A 20,787-nucleotide genomic window follows, 5' to 3' on the forward strand; every position below is an offset into this window, starting at 1 on the left:
CGATATGTTAAAATTAATAGTTGAAACAAAAACGTTAGTTCAGTCCCTAGGGTTTGCAAGTTCCGTTGTTGAAAAACGTAATGTAATACCTGAATATGCAAATATTAAATTATCGGCAAAAGACGGCAATCTAGAGCTTAGTTCTACTAATATGGATTTGTACTTAAGTCAAAAAATAGCAGTACAGGTAGTAAGTGAAGGTGAATTTACCGTTTCTACGAAAACTCTAAATGATATAGTCCGAAAACTTCCGGATTCCGAGCTTACATTAACAGATCGCGGTACAACGGGACTTGAGATCAAAGGAAAAAATTGTAAATTTAATTTATTTACTTTGCCGGTTAGTTCTTTTCCTGCAATGGATAGTATTAATCCTGAAGCAAGTTTTAAAATTTCCTGCACGGATTTTGCTAAAATAATCGAATCGACAAAATTTTCGATTTCTTTAGATGAAACTCGTTATAATTTAAACGGTGTTTATTTACACATAAAAGACAAAGAGTTTTGTTCGGCAAGTACCGATGGGCATAGACTTTCGATTTCATGGGTAACATTAGAAAAACAAATAAAGAATTTTGGAGTTATATTACCGCAAAAAAGTGCAGAGGAAATTTTAAAAATCGTTAAAGATCCTAAAAATATAAATGAAGATATAGAAATTTTATTAAGTAGCAATAAGATTAAATTTATATGTAACGAAAATACTATTATGCTATCAAAGCTTATAGACGGTACTTTCCCTGATTATAGTGCTTTTATTCCGGAAAGCAGCAGCTCAAAATTAGTAATTAATCGAAAAATATTTGCAGATAGTATAGAAAGGATAGCGATAATAACCGTTGAAAAATTTAGAGCAGTAAAATTATCGTTATCGCGTGAAACCTTAGAGATTAGTGCCGTCGGTGAAGCAAGAGGTAACGCAAAAGAGGTTATTAATTCTTCACAAGATAAGGAAAGTTTTTATGAATATAATAGTGATGAGTCTTTGGCTATAGGCTTTAACCCGCAATATTTGGAAGATGTCTTAAAAGCAGTGAAATCGGATTTAGTAGAACTATATTTTTCAGATGTTTCAGCACCGGTACTTATTAAATTTCCTGAGAATCCTAAAGATATTTTTGTCGTCATGCCTGTTAAGGTATAAGTTTTATGAGAACCGGAATATATAAGCATTACAAAGAAAAATTATATCAAGTTATAGATACTGCAAAACATACTGAAACTTTGCAAGAGTGAGTAGTTTATAAAGTATTATATGATAATTTCCAGCTTTGGGTAAGGCCGCTTGAAATGTTTAACGAAAAGGTTTTATTACACGGCAAAAATATTCCACGTTTTGAATTTATTTCTGAGAAATAATTAAATCTGCCCTATGTCATTCCCGCGTAGGCGGGCATGACATCGAGTGGGTTTTTTGAGCCATATAACAATGCCAAAGAACGGTGGGAAGAAATAATTTTTGACTAATAGCTAAAGCTTCTCTATTATTTTCCTCAAGCACACTAATTAAATATTGGTTATGAAGAAAATTATCGGATTATTTTTTGTAATTATACTTAGTGCAATAAGTACTAGTATCTTAGCGGGTGATTATCCAAAAACAGAACGAGAGCAGAAATGGGACGAAGTAGGTTCTATAGCAGGTGAAGAAGGATTAGTTTTTAGACCGGGTAGGGTTAAGAATGAATCTACTAAAGCTGTAGGAGGTTCAGTTAATAAATATCTCTGGCAAGCAGCATTAGAGACTATAAGTGTTGCTCCTCTTGCATCAGCCGACTCAAACGGCGGCGTGATTATTACGGAATGGTATAGCCCACGTTCTAATCCTAATTTTCGATTTAAAATAAATATATTTATTAAAGACGATGTAATAAGCCCTGATTCAATCGAAGTGAAAGTATTTGAAGAAATACTTAAAAATAAACAATGGGTACTTAATGAAAACACCTCAAATCTTGCTATCACGCTTGAAGATAAAATTTTAAGAAAAGCTAGAGATATATATATTAATAGTGTGAGGTAATAACAGTATTTCCGTCATTGCAAGGAAATTACGGAGTAATTGACGAAGCAATCTCAGGATATTTGATGAGATTGCCGTGCAGTCTACGACTGCTTGCAATGACGATGCAGTATATAAATTAAAAAAATATGAACCAAATAGAACAAAAATGGCAGCACATTTGGCAAGAAGAAAAAGCTTTTGAGGTATCAAACGCGAGTAGCAAGCCAAAATATTACGTACTTGAAATGCTGCCTTATCCTTCCGGTAAAATCCATGTAGGTCACGTACGCAACTATTCTATAGGTGATGTTATTGCAAGGTTTATGACTATGCAAGGTTTTAATGTGCTTCATCCGATGGGCTGGGATGCTTTCGGGCTACCTGCCGAAAATGCCGCAATAAAAAATAATTCTCACCCAAAAAAATGGACATATTCTAATATCGAGAATATGAAAAAGCAGCTAAAATCTATGGGCTTTTCTTATGATTGGTCTAGAGAGATAAATAGTTGCGATCCTGAGTATTATAAACATGAGCAGAAATTCTTTTTAGAGCTTTATGAACGAAATCTTGCTTATCAAAAAGAATCGCTTGTTAATTGGGATCCGGTTGATAATACCGTACTTGCGAATGAACAAGTTGTAGACGGGCGTGGTTGGCGTTCAGGTGCAATAGTTGCAAAACGTTATTTAAAGCAATGGTTCTTAAAAATCACCGATTATGCTGAAGAATTATTAAATGAAATTCAGAATTTAAAAGAGTGGCCTGAAGCTGTTCGGTCTATGCAAGAGAAATGGATAGGTAAATCGATAGGTGCTAATTTTCATTTCAAAATTAAGGATAATGAAGAGACTACTATAGAAGTATTCTCAACTAAACCTGAAACCATTTTTGGTGCTAGCTTTATAGGAATTGCCTTTAATCATCCGATAATAGAGCGGTTAGTTTCTAAAACACCTGAAATACTCGCTTTTATAACTAAATGCTCGCATATTACAGGAAGTAGCGAACTAGAAAAGGCTGAAAAGGAAGGTGTATTTACCGGTCTTTTTGTTATTCATCCTTTCGATTCAAATATAGTTTTACCGGTTATTATTACTAATTTTGTGCTAATGGATTATGGCACTGGTGCAATATTTGGTTGCCCTGCTAATGACGAACGTGACCATGAATTAGCTGTTAAAATGAATTTATCTATTAAACAAGTAATTAAAGCAGATATGGATGTACAAAAGACCGCTTATACGGAAGATGGAATTTTAGTTAATTCGGATTTTCTAAACGGCTTAACTAGTAACGAAGCAAAACAAGAAGTCATCGGAGAATTTGAGAAACTAGGCATAGGTAAACGCAGCGTAAATTATCGTCTAAAAGATTGGGGGATTTCAAGGCAGCGCTTTTGGGGATGTCCTATTCCTATAATTCACTGCGAAACTTGTGGCATAGTTCCCGTACCTTACAAAGACTTACCCGTTACTTTACCTGATGATGTAAATTTTGATGGTCACGGTAATCCGCTTGATCATCATCCTAGTTGGAAACATGTTGATTGTCCGAAATGCGATAAGCCGGCTGTGCGTGAAACCGATACTTTTGATACATTTTTTGAATCATCTTGGTATTTTACGAGATATTGCAATAGCAATGCTATAGAGATGACTGATAAAAAAGCTTGTGATTACTGGCTACCGGTCGATAAATATATAGGCGGCATTGAACATGCGGTAATGCATTTATTATATGCAAGGTTTTTCACAAAAGTAATGAACGAACAGAAGTACGTAAGCGTTCGAGAGCCTTTTAAAGGGCTATTTACTCAAGGTATGGTGCTGCATGCCACTTACAAAGATGAACATAATAATTGGTTATATCCTGAAGAAGTAGTTAAAAAGGGTAATGAATTTTTTCATAAAGAAAGCAATAATAGAGTAGTGCAGGGACGCATTGAAAAGATGAGTAAGTCTAAAAAGAATCTCATTGATCTTGAAACAATGCAAGAGCAATATGGGGCAGATGCTATTAGGCTTTTTGTACTGTCCGATAGTCCGCCTGAGAAAGATCTAGAATGGTCGGCAAGCGGTATTGAAGGCTGCTCACGTTTTATTAATAAGCTTGAGTATATGTTTAAGGCGATAGATTCTTTAAAAGATGATGTGAATAGCGAGATTAATAAAGAACTTAATAGGTTAGTACATTTTACAATAAAGCTCGTCGCCGAAGATATAAAGCATTTTGCCCTGAACAGAGCAATAGCACGTATGCGCGAGCTTTCTAATGCTATATCTGCTGAAATATCCAAAGATAAAATTGATGTTAAAACCGTAAGGCATGGCTTTAATGTTTTAGTACAGCTACTAAATCCTTTTATCCCGCATATTACGGAAGAAATTTGGCAGAAGCTTGGCAATAAAAAGCGATTATATAATTCGTCTTTTCCTGCATTTGATGAATCAATGCTAGAGTTAGATACATATATTATGGCAGTGCAGGTTAACGGCAAACTCCGTGATACCTATGAGTTTAAAACTTCCGTGAGTGAAGATGAAATAAAGCAAGTTACCGTCAGTCTGCCAAAGGTACAAAAGTTCTTAGAAGGGAAAGAGCCGAAGAAGATTATCCTCGTTCCTCGTAAAATTGTGAATATACTCGTTTAATTTGGCAAATTAATTGGCTACGTTGTTTTGGTAAGTCCTCGGATGCTCACGTATTAATATACGCTCCGCTCCTCGGCTTACAGACTCCTTGCTCTTTTCCAAATTAAACTTCGTCTATCTACTTTTCATTTATCAGAAGTATATTATTTTTTGAATCTGTCATCCCGCGACTTGATCGCGGGATCTAGTTAAAATACTAAAATTATTAGTACTTTAAGTTGTTTTTAAATACCGTGGTCAAGCCGCAGTATGACACCTAGCATACTTTTATTGTATTACCACCATACTAACCCAAAAAAAGTAGTAGTATTACCTCAAACTACCTCCTTATGTTTATCTAATGAAGAGTCATAATGCTGCTTCGTCTCATTTATAAAATTACTGCAATTATTATGGTAAGTACCTTTTTAAGCACCCTTATAACTCTGATAAGATGAAAGTTTCATAATGCCTCTTCTCTAAGGTAATAGTAAATATTGTCTGTTATTAGCATTAATACTTTATCTATTATATAATTGGTTGCCCACCAAAATGCGGCAAAAACACCGCCATCAATACTTAAAGTGTCTTCTTCTGTTTCACAAGTTATAACTAACAGAGGTTTGCTATACTATCTAGACTTAGATTTAAATCTGACTCTAAATCGAGCACGTCTATTTTTTTCTATTAGTCATAAAGATCCCCTTTTTAGTTACTAATTAATTAGACTTATTGTATAACTTGCGTCTAAGGGTAAATTTGTATGTCAATCCGGTACTCACATCCTCACATATTTTATGTACGCTGCGGTGGCAAGTGCTTCCGTGTTTCCTGCAAATTCTGCCTTATTCGCTACATTATGCAATAAGTCTATTGTAGGCTCAGTAATTTAAATTAATACATGAAAATATCGATTTCATTCCAACCGATAAGGTCTAAATTAGCTCTTGTCGGTAAAAAATGGAAAATATCTTGGGCAAGTTCATACCTATTTTCTTTAAGTAGCATTTTTTGTAAAATATCTTTTAACTGATGCAAATAAAGCACATCTTTTGCTGCATATTCTTTTTGTTCTGAAGATAAATTATCAGCACCCCAATAGGAAGATTGTTGTTGTTTTGAAATATTTATATTAAGCAATTCTCGGCACAAATCCTTAAGCCCATGACTATCGGTATAAGTTCTAACTAGTTTTGAAGATATTTTAGTACAAAAGATATTTTCTAAATCTATACTTAAATATTTTTTTATGGATGCTAGATCAAATCTAGCAAAATGAAATATCTTGCATCTAGTTTTATCTAGTAATAATGCTTTTAAATTAGGAGCTGTATAATCTTGATTTGTAAAATGAACAAGATGAGCTTCACCATTGCCGTTACTAAATTGTAGCAAACATAGTTTATCTCTATGTAGATTTAGCCCCATTGTCTCGGTATCTATAGCTAGATCTCCTTCAAGTTCAAAATTATTAGGTAGGTCGTTTTGATAAATTTTTATAGTCATAAATGATTTTTAATTCCTTTTAATCAATAATGTTGTTGTGCGGATCGCAAAACGCGTTCTGTGTCATACCGTGGCTTGACCACGGTATCCAAAAAAAATTAAAAAAGACTGGATCCCGCGATCAAGTTGTGGAATGACAACAAAGTTTTGTTATTGGTGATTAAACACCTGCTCATTTGGAGCAGCTACTCCTAAAACTTTCTTTGCTTGTTCTTCTAACATATCTTTATTTAGAGATTCCGTTCGAAGTAATTTGACGTTATGCTCAAGTTCTACTCTTGCGGCTCGTAAGCCTTTTAGTTCATCATAAGCTTTTTCAAGCTGCCTATTTACTTTTAAATATGCAATAATCCCTTTGTTACCATATATGCAATGAAAAACAAAATATCCAAGCAGTAAAGCTAAAAAGATATTTAAAATTATTTTTTTAGAATGATTATTTAAATGTATTATCATATATATTCATAAGAAATAATATCGGAGCGGTTAAAATAATACTATCAAATCTGTCTAGCACTCCTCCATGACCGGGTATTATATGACCGCTATCTTTAATATTAAATTTTCGCTTAAAATATGAAATAAATAAATCACTTAATTGAGCTATTAATGCTAATATACAACTAATTATAAACAAATAAATTTTATTTGAAAAATAGTAATTTTCAATATGAAAGTTTGGTATAAAACTAACTAATACCGCAACTAAACCTGCTGATAATACTCCCGTCACTAAACCGCTCCAGGTTTTTTTAGGACTAAGTTTCGGAGCAAGTGTTGCTCCTTTAAAAGTTTTACCGCCAATCATAGCGAAAGTATCTACCGACCATATTATGCAAAAATAAAGCATAATAAGCCATTTATTGGTATCTTCCATACTTAAAAATATTAATAGGCTTATAGGAATCGGAATAATAATTAGCCCGATTAATAGATAAGGAATAGAAGAGTAGGTCATATTATACCATTCACTTAACATTTCTGTACCTACTAATATCATTAGAATATAGAATAAAGGCTTACACCATAATATAGCTACGACAAATAACGGAACTAAAACTATACCGGACAGGATTCTTAAATATATGTTTGATTTTTGTTTATCTTTTGCCAAATGTTCTTTTCCTTTTTGAGTAATCATTTATAGCTTCTTGTATATCATCTTTATTAAAATCAGGCCAATATTTGGGTGAGAAATATAATTCAGCATAAGCTGCTTGCCAAAGCAAGAAATTACTGATGCGATAAACCCCGCCCGGTCTTATTAATAAATCTACATCCGGCATTTCAGGATCATATAAAGCGTGTTGTATATCGCTGTCACTGACTGCTTTTTTACCGCTTGTAATAATTGTTGTGCAGGCATCAACTATTTCTTGACGACTTCCATAACTAAAAGCTATACAAAGCGTTATTTTATTATTATTTTTTGTTAATTCTATAGCATTATTTATTTGTTTTTGCAATGCGATACTTAATAAATTAAGCCTACCTATTACTTTTAGTTTAACGCCGTTTTTATGTAAAGTATTTAATTCGGTTTTTAAATAAATACTTAATAGTTTTATTAAGAAATCTACTTCCGTGCTTGAGCGTTGCCAATTTTCGGAAGAGAAAGTATATAAAGTTATATAAGGTATGTTAAGGTTAATAAACTCAGGCAATAATTCACGAATTTTATCGGCTCCTGCTTTATGCCCTTCAGATTTTGTTACGTTATGCCGATCTGCCCAACGAGCATTACCGTCCATTATTATTGCTAAATGTTTTATGTTAGTCATTATTTTATATTTTAGATGTTGCTGCATGGATCGATTTTTCCGTCATTGTGAGCGACTACAAGGAGCGTGACAATCTCATGAAACAATATAAAATTTCTGAGATTATCACGCTCTCGGCTTTGCCTCTCCTCGCAATGACGATTTGGTATCTACACGGGAATGACATCAGTAGTCATATTTTAGGTATTTCGATTCTTACCGATAGCCCGCCTAAATCCTTGCTATCTTCTAAATAAATAGAGCCTTTATGATCGTTTATTATTTCTTTAGTAATAGCAAGCCCAAGTCCTACGTTACTTGCATTATCAAGCTGTCTTGCTTTATCCGATCTATAAAACGGTTTAAATACAAGGTGTGTTTCCGTATCATCTATACCGGGACCGTTATCCTCAATAATTATAGCTACGGTAGATGAATTATCTTTTGAGGATATCTTAATTTTAGTTCCATATTTTATAGCGTTACCGATTAAATTAGACAAGGCTCTTTCAAAAGAATTCGGCTTAATGCGTACTTCTAGTTTATCTAAATTAGTAGATTTTATAAATTCAATATTTACATGTGACCATTTGTTAAAAAAACGTTCCATCCAAGGTAATAATAAAATGTCTTCAAATTCTTCTGTACTTTCACCTTTAGCAAAATCTAAATAAGAATTTATCATTTGCTGCATAGTTAATATATCTTGTTTTAACCCTTTGCTTTCTTCGCTTTCTTCCATCAATTCAAGTTGTAGCTTCATTCTTGTTAAAGGAGTTCTAAGGTCATGAGAAATCATAGCAAGCATAGTGGTTTTTTTAGTAATTTGTTTTTCAATACGAGCTTTCATTTTTAAAAAAGCAAGCCCTGCTTTTCTTATTTCTAAGGCTCCTGAAGGTTTGAAATTTTTGCCTTTTAAAACACCTCGACCAAATTTATCCATGCTATCCGCAAGAGTGAGTATTGATTTAATTTGATTTTTGGAGAAAATAATAGAAACAGAAAGTAATATAACAGTTAAAGATATAATCCATAAAACAAATATATATACTGTAGGATTAAGTAGTAACTTTGCAGGAAAAGTAATATATAATACTCCATCTTTTAATTCTAAAAATACTTCAATTTTATTTTCCTTATTTAGTTTAACTATATTTTTTTCATGGATTTTTGTAGCTAAAATATTTTTAAATATAGTTAAAGGTTCACCTAATTTAGGCTGTTTTATAGATAACTTTTTATTAAGCTGAAACTGATAAGATAAATTAAGATAATTTTCCGATAAATGGGTTATCTCTCTTGAATTATTTCTATGTTCTTTAATCAATGATTCTATTTCATTGATAATAATAGTACTAGTATAATATGAAACATTATACCAATGACGATCGTAAAACAAAAATATAGCAACGATTTGTCCTATTAAAATCGGAATGATTATAATAAACATAAACCGTACAAATAATGTTTTCGGTAAAGCATATTTCAAAGAGCTTGATACAAGCGAATTTTTCAAGATTCGTCTGTGCTCACGTATTTTTTTTATACGCTGTGCAGGTGCGCTTTTAAATTCATCTTGTCTGAAGCTCTTTGAAATATGCGGTAATAATTTAGATATAAAGTGCATAGCCCTCATTACGCACGGTTTTTAAATATTTCGGCTCTTTTGGGTTGTCTTCTATTTTGTTTCTTATTCTTGTAATTTGTACATCGATAGAACGCATACTAAGCCCTCCCATTATTTTTGACAGTTCAAAACGACTAGTAGATTTACCGGAATTTTTTATTAATATCTCAAGTAATTTTTGTTCAGTAGAGCTAAGAGATACAATTTGATTATTCTTGGTAAATTCTTTTGTATCGGAATTATAAAAATTATTGCCGAATTTAATTATATTCGTTTCTTTTTTAAAGTTATTATAATTATTGATTAAGTTATTTATCCGAAGTAATAATTCTCTCGGTTCAAAAGGTTTAGTTATATAATCAGAGGCACCGGCTTCAAGTCCTTTAACACGGTCATCGGCTTCCGATAAAGCAGTAAGCATAACTATAGGAATATTATTACCGGCATCCCTTATAGTAGTAGCAAACTCAAGCCCTGTTATTTCAGGTAACATAACATCTAAAATAATTAAATCATAATTAGAAGTTTTTAATAGATTTTTAGCTTCTATGACTGAGCTTGCCGTTGATACTAAAAACGCGTTTTTATTTAAAAATTGCTTTAAAAGTGCTAATATTCTGCTATCATCATCAACGATTAAAAGATGTGCGTTGTATGTATGCATGTATACTCGTTTAATTTAAAAAAATTGTATTTCACTATTGTCATCCCGTGGCTTGACCACGGGATCTTATGTCGCAGGCTGTGTTCTGAGATCCTGCGATCAAGTCGCGGGATGACGTTAAATACTACTGGATTCCTGCTTTCGCGGGAATGATATAAGAGCTACGGCCGTATAGCTCATGACGATTTACAATACTTTAATATAAATATAGGTTAATGACAATGATAAAACTAGAGCAAATTTTTTGGCATGTTTGGATTAACGGTGATTTAGTTCCTTATCAATTTGCAAGGATTCATGTTTTGACTCATAGCCTGCATTATTCAGGATCGGTATTTGAGGGTGAGAGAGCTTATAACGGCAAAGTTTTTAAACTAAAAGAACATACGGCAAGATTAATAAAATCAGCAGAAGCATTAGGTTTGAAAGTACCTTATAATATAGACGAGATAATAAAAGCTCATGAACTTGTAATAAAACAAAATAATATTAAGGATGCATATATAAGACCGCTTATTTGGTGCGGAGACGAGTCGCTAAATATCACTAATCAGTATTTATCTACTAATCTTTTGATTGCCGGTATTCCATCTATGCCGCGGTCTTTTGAGAAAGGTATAAATTTGCATGTAAGCCGCTGGCGTAAAGCAATGCCTGATAGCACCCCGGTACAATCTAAATCCGCCGCTCAATATAATATGGCAATAACGAGTAAAAAAGAAGCTAAGGCTCTTGGCTATGATGATGCATTATTACTTGATTATGAAGGGTATATTGCTGAATGCACTACAACAAATATTTTCTTTGTTAAAGATAAAATGTTATATACTCCAATGGCCGATAGGTTTTTAAACGGTATAACAAGACAGACTATTATTGAAATTGCAAAAGATTTAGGTCTAGAAGTAAAAGAAGAGCGTTTAAAATTAGAGCAAATAGAGGATTTTACCGGATGTTTTGTTACAGGCACGGTAATTGAGGTACAAAATATTGATTCTATAGATCTTGGCAATAAAAAGATTATTTTTGATGATCATAAAATTGCAGATCGTTTGAAAGAAGAGTATGGGCGTGTTGTTAGGGAATAGAAGAAACGTCATTGCGAGGAGGTATTGCCTGTGTATGGATACCGAGTCGTCATTGCGAGCAGTCGTAGACTGCGTGACAATCTCATCACATAATAACAAACTCCTGAGATTGCTGCGTCGAATTACTACGTAATTCTGCTTGCAATGACGATTTAATAAGCTAAACAATTAAAATCAAAAAAATCATGCATAACATATTTAAAGGTTTAATTACCGCACTTATAACACCTTTTAAAGATAATAAGTTAGACTTATATGCTTTAGAGAGAATTGTAAAACATCAAATAAAATATGAAGTCGATGCAGTATTAATTGCAGGCTCAACGGGAGAAAGTAGTAGTTTAAGCTTTGAAGAATATAAATTATTACTGCAAACTAGCGTAGAAATCGTTAATAAATGTATTCCTATAATAAGCGGGTGTTCATCAAATAATACTACTTATGCAAGAGCACTTGCAGCGGAATCTACAAAAATCGGCGTAGATGGTTTTATGGCTAGTCCACCATCTTATGTCAAACCTACCCAACACGGGATTTATAAGCATTTTGAAGCATTGCATGAAGCGTGTAATCTACCTATTATGTTATATTCAGCTCCAACTAGAAGCGGAGTAGATTTTTCTGATGAGACAATATTGAGACTTAGCAAGCTACCGCGTATTTTAGCATTAAAAGATTGTGGTGTAGATTTAGAACGTCCATTGCGGATCAGAGCAACAGTTAAAAAGGATTTCAATATTTTAACCGGTAATGATGAAGTAGTCTTAGCTTTTAACGCTCAAGGTGGGGTAGGGTGGACTTCTGTAGCCTCTAATATTGTTCCTAATATATGTAAAGAGCTATTAGAAAAATGGAATAAGAACGATACTAAAGGAGCATTAGAAATCCATCAGAAATTACTACCTTTATATACAGCATTATTTGTAGAATCTAATCCGATTCCGATAAAATATGCTGCACATTATTTAGGTTTATGTGAAAATGAAATTAGACCCCCATTAACTGAAGCAAGCGATAGTGCCAAAAAACAAATTGAAAACATCATAACATCACTATCTATAAAAATATGACCGAATATAAGAAAGTTATTGCACAAAATAAGAAAGCCCTTTTTAATTATTTTATTGAAGAAAGATTAGAAGCGGGTATTGTATTAAAGGGTAGTGAAGTACAGTCTCTGCGTCAAGGCAAAGCTTCTATAGAAGAAAGTCATGCGACAGATACCGGACATGAGGTATTTTTGTATAACTGCCATATTGCAGAATATGAAAAAGCGAATAGATTTAATCATGCTACTCGTAGACCGCGTAAATTATTGTTGCATACTAAAGAGATAAAGAAAATTATCGGTAGAATTAGAATAAAAGGCTATACGCTAGTAGCTCTTTCTATGTATTTTAATAAAAAAAATAAAGTGAAAGTTGAACTTGGTATTGCTAAAGGTAAGAAATTACATGATAAAAGAGAGTCAATTCAAGAAAAAGACTGGAAAAGAGATCAGAGCAGATTAATAAGACAGAAGTAATGGACTTTGCTACACCGGATGACAAGCCGGCTTTGTTACATAGCTCGTTATATGTCATTCCTGCTTGCGCGGGAATGACATATAGAATTACTTAGACTTTAGGAAGATATAAAATTTAAAAAAAAGGTATTTATGCAGCATATTATAGGTAAAATATTGGTTATATTTGTAGTTGTGATAGGAGTTTTATTTGTTTTCAAAACAATGCAAACTTATTCTACAAATCCAGTTTCCGTTGAGGTTAAACAAAGCGAAGATGCAAGAAAATGTGAAGAGGAAAGAGTACAAGAAATAATCAAAGATTATTTGCTTAAAACTCCGGAAATAATAATAGAATCAATAGAAGGGTTGCAAAAACGTAAAGTACAGGAAAATGAGACTAAAGTTAATAACTATCTAAAAGATAATAAGTTAGGTATTGAAGATAGCACAAGCTTTCCTGTTATAGGAAATAAAGACGGTGATGTAACAATAATTGTTTTTTTTGATTACAATTGTTCTTATTGTAAAAAAGGCGATGTTTCTATAAATGAATTATTGCAAAACGATCCAAAAGTTAAAGTTGTATTACGACCGCTTCCTATCCTTGGAGATGCTTCCGAATATCTTGCAAGAATAGTTTTAGCCGTTTATAAGGTTAATCCAAGTAAATTCAAAGCTGTTCATGATGAATTAATAAAAATAAGAGATGTGTCTAAGGAATCTATAAAAGAATTATTAACTGAGAATGGCTTAAATGCTACGGAAATTGAAGAAATTGCCGATAGCAATGAGATTAAAGATTTAATTACTCAAAATATGAAAATAGCTAGAAGTCTTAGAATTCAAGGAGTACCTGCGTATATAATTGATTCAAAATTAATACCTGGGTTAATAGATTTCCCACAATTACTAAATATAGTTGAAGCAATTAGGGATAATAAGAGTTCTTAAGAATTGTTGCGTAGACCAGTAAGTGCATGTTATTCCCGCGAAAGCATTGTTGCATGGATACCAAATCATCATTGCGAGGAGCAAAGCGACGTGGCAATCTTGTCAAGCATCCTGAAATTGCTTCGTCAATTACTTACGTAATTTCCTCGCAATGACAACCTTCAGTCTCCACGCAACAAGGTCTGGTAGGAATGACAGCAATTGCTCTTGAATCACTTTAGCCTTTATTTAGTAAATCTAACATAGTTTTACCGATATCTGCAGGGGATCTAGTGATAGTTACGCCGGCACTTTGTAGAGCTTCAAGCTTATCTTTGGCACTTCCTGTTCCTCCGGCAATAATAGCTCCGGCATGTCCCATTCTTTTACCTGGAGGTGCTGTAATACCTGCAATAAAGCTTACTATAGGTTTCTTGATTTTTGACTGCTTGATAAACTCAGCTGCATCTTCTTCTGCATTACCGCCAATTTCACCGATCATAATAATTGCTTTTGTTTCATCATCTTTCAAAAACATCTCAATACAATCAACAAAATTAGTGCCGTTAACAGGATCGCCGCCTATACCGACACACGTAGATTGTCCAAGTCCTACTGCTGTTGTTTGCGCTACTGCTTCATAAGTTAGAGTACCTGATCTTGAAACAATACCTATCGTTCCTCTTTTATGAATATGCCCAGGCATAATACCGATTTTACATTCACCCGGTGTGATAACTCCAGGGCAGTTAGGACCGATTAATCTAGTTTTAGAACCGACTAAAGCACGTTTTACTTTCACCATATCAAGCACCGGAATTCCTTCCGTTATACATACTACTACTTCAATTTTGGCATCAATTGCTTCTAATATCGAATCAGCGGCAAAGCCGGGCGGAACATATATAACGCTTGCATTTGCACCGGTTTTTGCTTTTGCTTCATGTACGGTATTATATACAGGTAAATCAAGGTGAGTATGACCGCCTTTGCCGGGTGTAACACCGCCAACCATGTTAGTGCCGTACGCTATCGCTTGTTCAGAGTGAAAAGTTCCTTGTGAACCAGTAAAACCCTGACAGATAACTTGTGTTTTTTTATTTATTAATATTGCCATGTTAAATAATTTTTATTGTTTTTATTTTACTTTGATGTCATCCCACGACTTGATTGCGTGATCCAGTCCTTTTTTAATTTTTTTATGGATACTGTGGTCAAGCCACGCGGTATGACACTGAATTGGTTTTTTGAGCCATACAACAAGGTCAATGCCTGCATAGCTCATGACGGTTATCTACCGTATCGCTTCAACTATTTTATTTGCCGCATCTGCTAAATCATGTGCCGGTATTATTTCTAAACCGGAATTTGATAAAATTTCTTTGCCTTTTTCAACGTTTGTACCGGCTAAACGAACTACTAACGGTACTTTTATACCTATGTCTTTTGCAGCTGCAATAATCCCTTCTGCTATAATATCACAACGCATGATACCGCCGAAAATATTAACTAGAATCCCTTGTACTTCTTTATCAGATAAAATTATTTTTAAAGCTTCTTTTATACGCTCACGATCAGCTCCACCACCGACATCCAAGAAATTAGCAGGTGAAGCACCGTAAAGTTTAATAATATCCATAGTGGCCATGGCAAGACCGGCACCGTTAACCATGCAACCGATATTACCGTCCATTTTTACATAGCTAAGTCCTGCATTTGCTGCTCTAGTTTCTAGAGGATCTTCTTCATCATGATCACGCATTGCCGTAATATTCGGATGCTGAAATAAGCCGTTATCGTCAAAAGTAATTTTTGCATCTAAAGCTAATAAGTTCCCGTCGCTATTTACAATTAATGGGTTGATTTCAATTTGTGTTGCATCGGTTTCAATAAAAGCATTATAGACTGATTTTACTATTTCTTTCATCTGTTTGGCTTGGTTATCCTTAAAGCCTAACTCATAAGCTATGCCTCGCATATGAAAATCTTGTAAACCGGTTGCAGGATCAACGGAAAATTTAATAATTTTTTCCGGAGTTTTTTCTGCTATTTCTTCAATATCAACTCCTCCTTCTGTAGAAGCTATGAAAGTAATACAGCTAGCCGATCTATCAAATACTATACTAAAATAATATTCTTTTAAAATATCACAACCTGATTCGATATACAGACGGTTTACTTTTTGTCCTTGAGGTCCTGTTTGATGCGTTACTAAATTAATACCAAACATGTCATGAGCAACTTTTTTGGCTTCTTCCTTACTCTTAACAACCTTAACACCGCCTGCTTTACCTCTACCGCCGGCATGTATTTGTGCTTTAACCACATATACTTCCGTATTTAATTTATCTATGGTGTCGTTAATCTTTTCGGTTTTCGTAACAACTAGCCCGGTGGAAGTAGGTACGCCGTATTTTCTTAAAATCTCTTTTGCTTGATATTCATGAATATTCATTTTAAATAATTTATTAAATTGCTATTAATTTTTATGGATAAGATGCATTTTTAACTTCTCTTACTAATGTCTTTATCAAAAGTGATAAACTTATTAGCACTATTGACTTCTCCTTCTGCAATAATAATCATATAATCGGCAAAGTCTGCTTTACCTTTAATATATTTCTCAGCAGCTGATATTATTATGTCTTGATGCCCAATGATAAAGCCGGAATTATCAATAAGATTAATTACTGCTTCATAAATTTCCTGGCGAGTAAATTTATTTACTTTTAGCACCCATACAAATTCATGCATATGATGCAATAAAAATCTTATTAGTGATGTTATTTTTTAAGAAATTTTGAGCTGCTTTACCTTGTATTTCATCATCTTCAAGAAAAGTACGAGTTAAGATATTAGTGTCAATTCCTATCATTTTCGATAACCGCAATACTAATAGCTTCATCTACATCCACTGGACCGTTTTTAGTTTTATGTTTACCTTTACCAAAAAAGCTATAGATATCTTTTTTTATAGGAAGCAATTCTAATGTTTCATTTTTTTTGTAGTTAATTATTAACTCAGAGCCTGAATGTAAACCAAGTTTATTTCTTATATATTTAGGTATCACTACCTGTCCTTGCGATGAGACTACTACTCTGGCACTTTTACTCATAATACTAACATAGTAAGTTATCTGATCTTACTTTGTATATAAAACACAATTTATTATATGTCAATAAGTTTATAATGAGGTTACTCATTCAACATCCTCTTTAATACGTTATCTTGCCTAATAAAGTGATGATATAATGCAGTTAGTATATGCAAAATAATTAAAGTAGTAAATAAGCAGTCTTTTTATGGATTTTTTTAAAGATTTTGGCAAATTGTAAATCTGGAGCAAAAGAATTTATAATAGTAAACAAACCATAAAAATCAATATGATGGTTTGATAAAATAGTCATTAGAAGCTGCTTATCGACATTAATAACATTAAAAGCTATAGCAAATTTATATTAATATTAGCGGCTTTTTTTTGCCAATTCGGCATATCTTCCGGTAGCAAAACATTAGCATTATAGAATTTCCATACAAGCCTTATTATTACTCAAGATAAAACAACTATACCGGTTGCTTCATGTATCCCGTATAATTGCCATTTTAAAGGAAGTTCTATGAAATTATCCATTAAGAAACCGACAACGAGCATTACTATAACTATAATGCTCATGATCCAGTGAAAAGTTTTGCAATTAAGCCGTAAGAATTTTCAGTATTTGTAAGTAGCATGATAGTACTCCAATAAATTATTTTGAACTTACTTAATGTCATTTTCGCTCTTCTATGTTATTCCTGCGGAAGCAGGAATCTAAAAAACAATAAAAAATACTAAAATTATTAGTATTTTTAACTAGATCCCGTGGACAAGCCACGGGGTGACACCGAGTCGCGGTATGATAGTTGCTTCTTAATTCCCAACTACCGTATCTATAATCTTTTCTGCCTCTGTACCGCTAATTTTTTCTTTATCATTCAGAATGAGATTAGCATTCTTTAAGTCATTTCCTATATGTTCCGCTCTTCCTTTTAAAATCTTAGCTAAAAACTGCTCGGCAAGAGCGTAATATGAGATTCTATTACCGGGTTTTGCAAATCCATGACCTTCATCTTTGTAAAGTGCATAAACTACCGGTATATGCTTTGCTTGCATGCTGTTTACAATCTGTTCTGATTCTGCCTGCACGACTCTCACATCGTGCACACCTTGTGCTATAAATAAAGGCTTTTTGATATTATCAACAAAATTAATCGGTGATCTTTGTCTTAAAAACTCTTTTTCTTCTTCAGTATCCCAAGGTCCTATACGTGTTTTATATATACTTAACAATGGTGTCATATAAGGAGCTTTAGATTGCACATGAGTTAATAAATTAGACATACCGACAACGTCAACACCGCAAGCAAATACGTCAGGCGTCATGGTAAGACCTACAAGCGTTGCATAACCTCCATAGCTTCCGCCCATAATACAAACTTTATCAGAATCAACTATATTATTCTTAATAGCCCAGTTAACACCATCAATTAAATCGGTGTGCATTTTACCGGCATATTCTAAATTACCGGCGTTTAAGAAATCTTTCCCAAAACCGGTAGAACCACGGTAATTTATACTTAAAACTGCGTAACCACGATTTGCAAGCCACTGATGTTCAGGATTGTATCCCCAGCTATCACGTACCCACGGACCGCCGTGGACATTTAAAATTAGAGGTACTTTTCTATCGGGTATATTATTTTTATCGAGTTTTACATCATTTGGAAAAGTGATATAGCTAACTAAATCAAGCCCGTCACGTGACTTGATAATTATCGGTATCATCTTAGCAAGATTATATTGCTCAAGTTCTTTGCGATTAGTAAATAAAAACTCAGCTTTTTTATTTGCCCTATCATATTTATAATATTTCACCGGTGCATTATCAGCCATATAAGCAACGATCCAAGTTTTATCGTCTAGCGTCCTACTATTAATAATTAAATCACCGCGATCAATAGATTGCAAATATTTAATATCATCTTCAATATCTTTATCTAATATTTTATATGAGACTCTATCATAATCTATAGATACTGCTTGCGGAGTTTGCTTTGTGGGATGAACTGTAAATAAGCCAATATCGGCTTTTGCATCTTCGGCTAATATTTCTTCACTACCTGTAGCTAGTGTTATAGCTTTAAGTGCAGAGGTATTACGATTACGTCCCTCTAGCATATATAAAGTTTCACCGCTAGCATCAAAACCAAGTATGGAAGTGTTAAAAGAATCTTCCATTGATATCTTAGTAAATAACTTTGGTTCTCCGTCTTTTAATTCATAATATTCAACAGCTCCGTCTTTATCTAGTAAGCTACCGAATCTTAAATTTAAATTTTCATCGGTTACATAATCAGTAAATCTATCATTTTTATAAATCAGTTCTTTTTCTAGAGTATCTAGATTTAATTTGTAAATATCAAAATATTCAGGATTACGCTCATTTAAATATATTAATATCTCATTTGGCTTCTTATGACTTGCTCCGGCTATTTCGGCTTTAACTCCTTTTGCGGGAGTAAGTAATTTTGTCTCTTTTGTCTCTATGTTATAGCTGTAAATTCGGTCATTTTCATCACCATTAAAATCTTGGGTATATAAAATATTTTTATTATTATAAGCTTTAGCATAAGACCAAATACCGCGTCCTTTGTCATGGGTTATGGCTTCTGCTTTACTAATATCATCTGAGGGTGCTAGCCAAATGTTTAATACACCGTCTTTCGGTGCAACATATAGAATATATTTGCCGTCGTGGGTTAGAGACACCCTTGCTTTATCAGGGTTACCGAATAAAACTTTTCTGGGGATTATTTGATTGTTATCTGTTATCGTTTGCGTTTGAAACATAAAAATACCGACACTTATTATTAATATAGTGCCTATAATATAGAAAATTTTACTCATTACTAATAGTTTGTTATTTAGTTTTGTAGTCTTTTGATGTCATTCCCGCTTCCGTGGAAATGACATTCAGGTCATAAAATATAATTGCTACACTCTCTCAATATTGCTTAAAAACCAATCAACTTCTTTGGTATTAGCATTACGTGTAAATGTCCATTCTTCTTTTAAATCTTCGATTTTGTCAACTACATTTTTACCTTGAAATAGTAATTTAATAAATATGTTATTACCGAACATGTAAATTTCTGAATATTTTGCACTTAAAGCCGATGAGTCAAAAAAATCACCATAGGACGGTGTTATTTTTTCAAATTCTGCCAAGTATCTTTTATCTATCAGCTCAGATAATTCTTTAGCATCTTTTTTATAAGCAGCTTCTATAATCATTTGAAAAGCAGTTTTAGCATTATTTATGAATTTAACCGGATCAAAGGAGTAAAGGCGTTTATGGACTTGTTCCATTCCATCTACGACCGCAGTTATATTATGTTCCACTATTATATCTTTAAAAGCTTTAATATCTTGGGTTGTTGGAATATTTTTTTCTTCTTTATTAGATTTAACTGTACTGTAAGTTACGTCCTTAATAATCGGTTCGCCAAAATAAGATTTTTGATTTGTCTGTTCCTCTTCTGAAGTAGAACCGAGAGTCGTAATTAATTTGTTGATAATGTAAAAGGTAATAACGGCAAAAATTAATAACTCTATTATTTGCGGAGACATTTTCTATTTATTTTTATTAAAAAATTATTCTTATATCTTAATATAAAAAAATAATCTTTTAAAGTTATTTAATAAAAATAAGGATTTATTTTTATTTGAGTTATACTTAAAGTTTAAAAAATAACTAAAATATCTTGATTATTTTAATTATTATGATATTATCATTTTGTAAATGATGTTTAAACTCCATCATTGCAAAACATTTATAGCCTTTAGTCCCTTTATGCTAGGGGGCTGTTATACTAAAGCTTAATTTTTAAGCGTTTTTAGTATAACGGATAATTATTGTTTGCAATGATTGAGTTTATCCCCTAGCACCTATCTATCTATTCACTTTTAATTGACAAATGAATTAGCGAGCTGGTAATTCAATTATATAATGCAAAATAGTAGCTA

At 33.0% G+C, this 20,787-nt stretch carries 20 protein-coding genes and 2 pseudogenes; 8 read left to right on the plus strand and 14 right to left on the minus strand.

Going from position 1 to position 20,787, the window contains the following annotated elements; all coding sequences use genetic code 11:
• Nucleotides 1–4 precede the first annotated feature (4 nt).
• The 4 genes and pseudogenes from dnaN (at nt 5) to leuS (ending at nt 4,659) form a co-directional block, all read left to right on the plus strand.
• Nucleotides 5–1,144 (plus strand): DNA polymerase III subunit beta, encoded by a 1,140-nt coding sequence (gene dnaN / locus RMA_RS03185; protein ID WP_012152754.1) that lies wholly within the window; start codon nt 5–7, stop codon nt 1,142–1,144.
• A gap of 5 nt (nt 1,145–1,149) precedes the next feature.
• Nucleotides 1,150–1,359, plus strand: a pseudogene (locus tag RMA_RS09270) (DUF1653 domain-containing protein).
• Nucleotides 1,360–1,519: 160 nt separating this feature from the next.
• The gene (locus tag RMA_RS03195) at nt 1,520–2,023 is read left to right on the plus strand and encodes a DUF3576 domain-containing protein (protein WP_041404662.1); all 504 of its coding nucleotides are present in this window, start codon (nt 1,520–1,522) and stop codon (nt 2,021–2,023) included.
• A 128-nt stretch (nt 2,024–2,151) separates the two neighbouring features.
• Complete coding sequence (gene leuS / locus RMA_RS03200; protein WP_012152756.1) at nt 2,152–4,659, plus strand: leucine--tRNA ligase; 2,508 nt, start codon at nt 2,152–2,154, stop codon at nt 4,657–4,659.
• Between the two features lie 9 nt (nt 4,660–4,668).
• Here leuS and RMA_RS08310 read toward each other — a convergent pair whose 3' ends face one another.
• From RMA_RS08310 to RMA_RS03230, 7 genes are all read right to left on the minus strand, one after another.
• Nucleotides 4,669–4,761, minus strand: a complete 93-nt coding sequence (locus RMA_RS08310) for a palindromic element RPE5 domain-containing protein (RefSeq protein ID WP_081427877.1) — start codon at nt 4,759–4,761, stop codon at nt 4,669–4,671.
• Nucleotides 4,762–5,532: 771 nt separating this feature from the next.
• On the minus strand, nt 5,533–6,144 hold the full coding sequence (locus RMA_RS03205) for a ribonuclease D (RefSeq protein ID WP_012152757.1): 612 nt from the start codon (nt 6,142–6,144) through the stop codon (nt 5,533–5,535).
• A gap of 150 nt (nt 6,145–6,294) precedes the next feature.
• Nucleotides 6,295–6,600, minus strand: a complete 306-nt coding sequence (locus RMA_RS03210; RefSeq protein ID WP_041404663.1) for an FtsB family cell division protein — start codon at nt 6,598–6,600, stop codon at nt 6,295–6,297.
• Entirely contained in the window at nt 6,581–7,285 is a 705-nt protein-coding gene (locus RMA_RS03215) for a phosphatidate cytidylyltransferase (protein WP_012152759.1), read from the minus strand. Before RMA_RS03215 ends, RMA_RS03210 begins: the two co-directional genes overlap by 20 nt.
• The gene (gene uppS / locus RMA_RS03220) at nt 7,245–7,952 is read right to left on the minus strand and encodes a polyprenyl diphosphate synthase (protein ID WP_012152760.1); all 708 of its coding nucleotides are present in this window, start codon (nt 7,950–7,952) and stop codon (nt 7,245–7,247) included. The genes RMA_RS03215 and uppS overlap by 41 nt, the downstream gene beginning before the upstream one ends.
• 145 nt (nt 7,953–8,097) lie before the next feature.
• Nucleotides 8,098–9,531 (minus strand): ATP-binding protein, encoded by a 1,434-nt coding sequence (locus RMA_RS03225; protein WP_187145900.1) that lies wholly within the window; start codon nt 9,529–9,531, stop codon nt 8,098–8,100.
• Nucleotides 9,515–10,195, minus strand: a complete 681-nt coding sequence (locus RMA_RS03230; protein WP_014365856.1) for a response regulator transcription factor — start codon at nt 10,193–10,195, stop codon at nt 9,515–9,517. Before RMA_RS03230 ends, RMA_RS03225 begins: the two co-directional genes overlap by 17 nt.
• Before the next feature lie 215 nt (nt 10,196–10,410).
• On the opposite strand from RMA_RS03230, the gene RMA_RS03235 reads away from it, so the two are divergent.
• The 4 genes from RMA_RS03235 (at nt 10,411) to RMA_RS03250 (ending at nt 13,741) form a co-directional block, all read left to right on the plus strand.
• Entirely contained in the window at nt 10,411–11,283 is an 873-nt protein-coding gene (locus RMA_RS03235) for a branched-chain amino acid transaminase (protein WP_012152763.1), read from the plus strand.
• Between the two features lie 185 nt (nt 11,284–11,468).
• Nucleotides 11,469–12,353: a 4-hydroxy-tetrahydrodipicolinate synthase gene (gene dapA, locus RMA_RS03240; RefSeq protein ID WP_041404664.1), complete on the plus strand. Its 885-nt coding sequence runs from the start codon at nt 11,469–11,471 to the stop codon at nt 12,351–12,353.
• The gene (smpB, locus tag RMA_RS03245; RefSeq protein WP_014365853.1) at nt 12,350–12,808 is read left to right on the plus strand and encodes an SsrA-binding protein SmpB; all 459 of its coding nucleotides are present in this window, start codon (nt 12,350–12,352) and stop codon (nt 12,806–12,808) included. Before dapA ends, smpB begins: the two co-directional genes overlap by 4 nt.
• A 132-nt stretch (nt 12,809–12,940) precedes the next feature.
• The gene (locus RMA_RS03250) at nt 12,941–13,741 is read left to right on the plus strand and encodes a DsbA family protein (RefSeq protein ID WP_041404665.1); all 801 of its coding nucleotides are present in this window, start codon (nt 12,941–12,943) and stop codon (nt 13,739–13,741) included.
• 217 nt (nt 13,742–13,958) lie between these two features.
• Here RMA_RS03250 and sucD read toward each other — a convergent pair whose 3' ends face one another.
• From sucD to RMA_RS03290, 7 genes and pseudogenes are all read right to left on the minus strand, one after another.
• Entirely contained in the window at nt 13,959–14,837 is an 879-nt protein-coding gene (gene sucD, locus RMA_RS03255) for a succinate--CoA ligase subunit alpha (RefSeq protein ID WP_012152767.1), read from the minus strand.
• A gap of 177 nt (nt 14,838–15,014) precedes the next feature.
• Entirely contained in the window at nt 15,015–16,175 is a 1,161-nt protein-coding gene (sucC, locus tag RMA_RS03260; RefSeq protein WP_012152768.1) for an ADP-forming succinate--CoA ligase subunit beta, read from the minus strand.
• Nucleotides 16,176–16,206: 31 nt separating this feature from the next.
• Nucleotides 16,207–16,595 (minus strand): annotated as a pseudogene (locus RMA_RS11955) (PIN domain-containing protein).
• Nucleotides 16,582–16,836 (minus strand): AbrB/MazE/SpoVT family DNA-binding domain-containing protein, encoded by a 255-nt coding sequence (locus RMA_RS03270; protein ID WP_041404666.1) that lies wholly within the window; start codon nt 16,834–16,836, stop codon nt 16,582–16,584. Before RMA_RS03270 ends, RMA_RS11955 begins: the two are co-directional and overlap by 14 nt.
• Nucleotides 16,837–17,271: 435 nt before the next feature.
• Nucleotides 17,272–17,394: a hypothetical protein gene (locus RMA_RS12245; protein WP_274377930.1), complete on the minus strand. Its 123-nt coding sequence runs from the start codon at nt 17,392–17,394 to the stop codon at nt 17,272–17,274.
• A gap of 237 nt (nt 17,395–17,631) precedes the next feature.
• Nucleotides 17,632–19,668 (minus strand): S9 family peptidase, encoded by a 2,037-nt coding sequence (locus RMA_RS03285; protein WP_012152770.1) that lies wholly within the window; start codon nt 19,666–19,668, stop codon nt 17,632–17,634.
• Nucleotides 19,669–19,755: 87 nt separating this feature from the next.
• Entirely contained in the window at nt 19,756–20,391 is a 636-nt protein-coding gene (locus tag RMA_RS03290) for a Tim44 domain-containing protein (RefSeq protein WP_012152771.1), read from the minus strand.
• Nucleotides 20,392–20,787: the final 396 nt, after the last annotated feature.

This window comes from Rickettsia massiliae MTU5, assembly GCF_000016625.1.
GTDB lineage: Bacteria > Pseudomonadota > Alphaproteobacteria > Rickettsiales > Rickettsiaceae > Rickettsia > Rickettsia rickettsii.

What these genes read in the sequence shown, in the direction of transcription:
- dnaN (WP_012152754.1), top strand. Translation starts at nt 5, where the DNA reads ATGTTAAAATTAATAGTTGAAACAAAAACGTTAGTTCAGTCCCTAGGG.
- RMA_RS03195 (WP_041404662.1), top strand. Translation starts at nt 1,520, where the DNA reads ATGAAGAAAATTATCGGATTATTTTTTGTAATTATACTTAGTGCAATA.
- leuS (WP_012152756.1), top strand. Translation starts at nt 2,152, where the DNA reads ATGAACCAAATAGAACAAAAATGGCAGCACATTTGGCAAGAAGAAAAA.
- RMA_RS03205 (WP_012152757.1), bottom strand. Translation starts at nt 6,144, where the DNA reads ATGACTATAAAAATTTATCAAAACGACCTACCTAATAATTTTGAACTT.
- RMA_RS03210 (WP_041404663.1), bottom strand. Translation starts at nt 6,600, where the DNA reads ATGATAATACATTTAAATAATCATTCTAAAAAAATAATTTTAAATATC.
- RMA_RS03215 (WP_012152759.1), bottom strand. Translation starts at nt 7,285, where the DNA reads ATGATTACTCAAAAAGGAAAAGAACATTTGGCAAAAGATAAACAAAAA.
- uppS (WP_012152760.1), bottom strand. Translation starts at nt 7,952, where the DNA reads ATGCAGCAACATCTAAAATATAAAATAATGACTAACATAAAACATTTA.
- RMA_RS03225 (WP_187145900.1), bottom strand. Translation starts at nt 9,531, where the DNA reads ATGCACTTTATATCTAAATTATTACCGCATATTTCAAAGAGCTTCAGA.
- RMA_RS03230 (WP_014365856.1), bottom strand. Translation starts at nt 10,195, where the DNA reads ATGCATACATACAACGCACATCTTTTAATCGTTGATGATGATAGCAGA.
- RMA_RS03235 (WP_012152763.1), top strand. Translation starts at nt 10,411, where the DNA reads ATGACAATGATAAAACTAGAGCAAATTTTTTGGCATGTTTGGATTAAC.
- dapA (WP_041404664.1), top strand. Translation starts at nt 11,469, where the DNA reads ATGCATAACATATTTAAAGGTTTAATTACCGCACTTATAACACCTTTT.
- smpB (WP_014365853.1), top strand. Translation starts at nt 12,350, where the DNA reads ATGACCGAATATAAGAAAGTTATTGCACAAAATAAGAAAGCCCTTTTT.
- RMA_RS03250 (WP_041404665.1), top strand. Translation starts at nt 12,941, where the DNA reads ATGCAGCATATTATAGGTAAAATATTGGTTATATTTGTAGTTGTGATA.
- sucD (WP_012152767.1), bottom strand. Translation starts at nt 14,837, where the DNA reads ATGGCAATATTAATAAATAAAAAAACACAAGTTATCTGTCAGGGTTTT.
- sucC (WP_012152768.1), bottom strand. Translation starts at nt 16,175, where the DNA reads ATGAATATTCATGAATATCAAGCAAAAGAGATTTTAAGAAAATACGGC.
- RMA_RS03270 (WP_041404666.1), bottom strand. Translation starts at nt 16,836, where the DNA reads ATGAGTAAAAGTGCCAGAGTAGTAGTCTCATCGCAAGGACAGGTAGTG.
- RMA_RS12245 (WP_274377930.1), bottom strand. Translation starts at nt 17,394, where the DNA reads ATGAGCATTATAGTTATAGTAATGCTCGTTGTCGGTTTCTTAATGGAT.
- RMA_RS03285 (WP_012152770.1), bottom strand. Translation starts at nt 19,668, where the DNA reads ATGAGTAAAATTTTCTATATTATAGGCACTATATTAATAATAAGTGTC.
- RMA_RS03290 (WP_012152771.1), bottom strand. Translation starts at nt 20,391, where the DNA reads ATGTCTCCGCAAATAATAGAGTTATTAATTTTTGCCGTTATTACCTTT.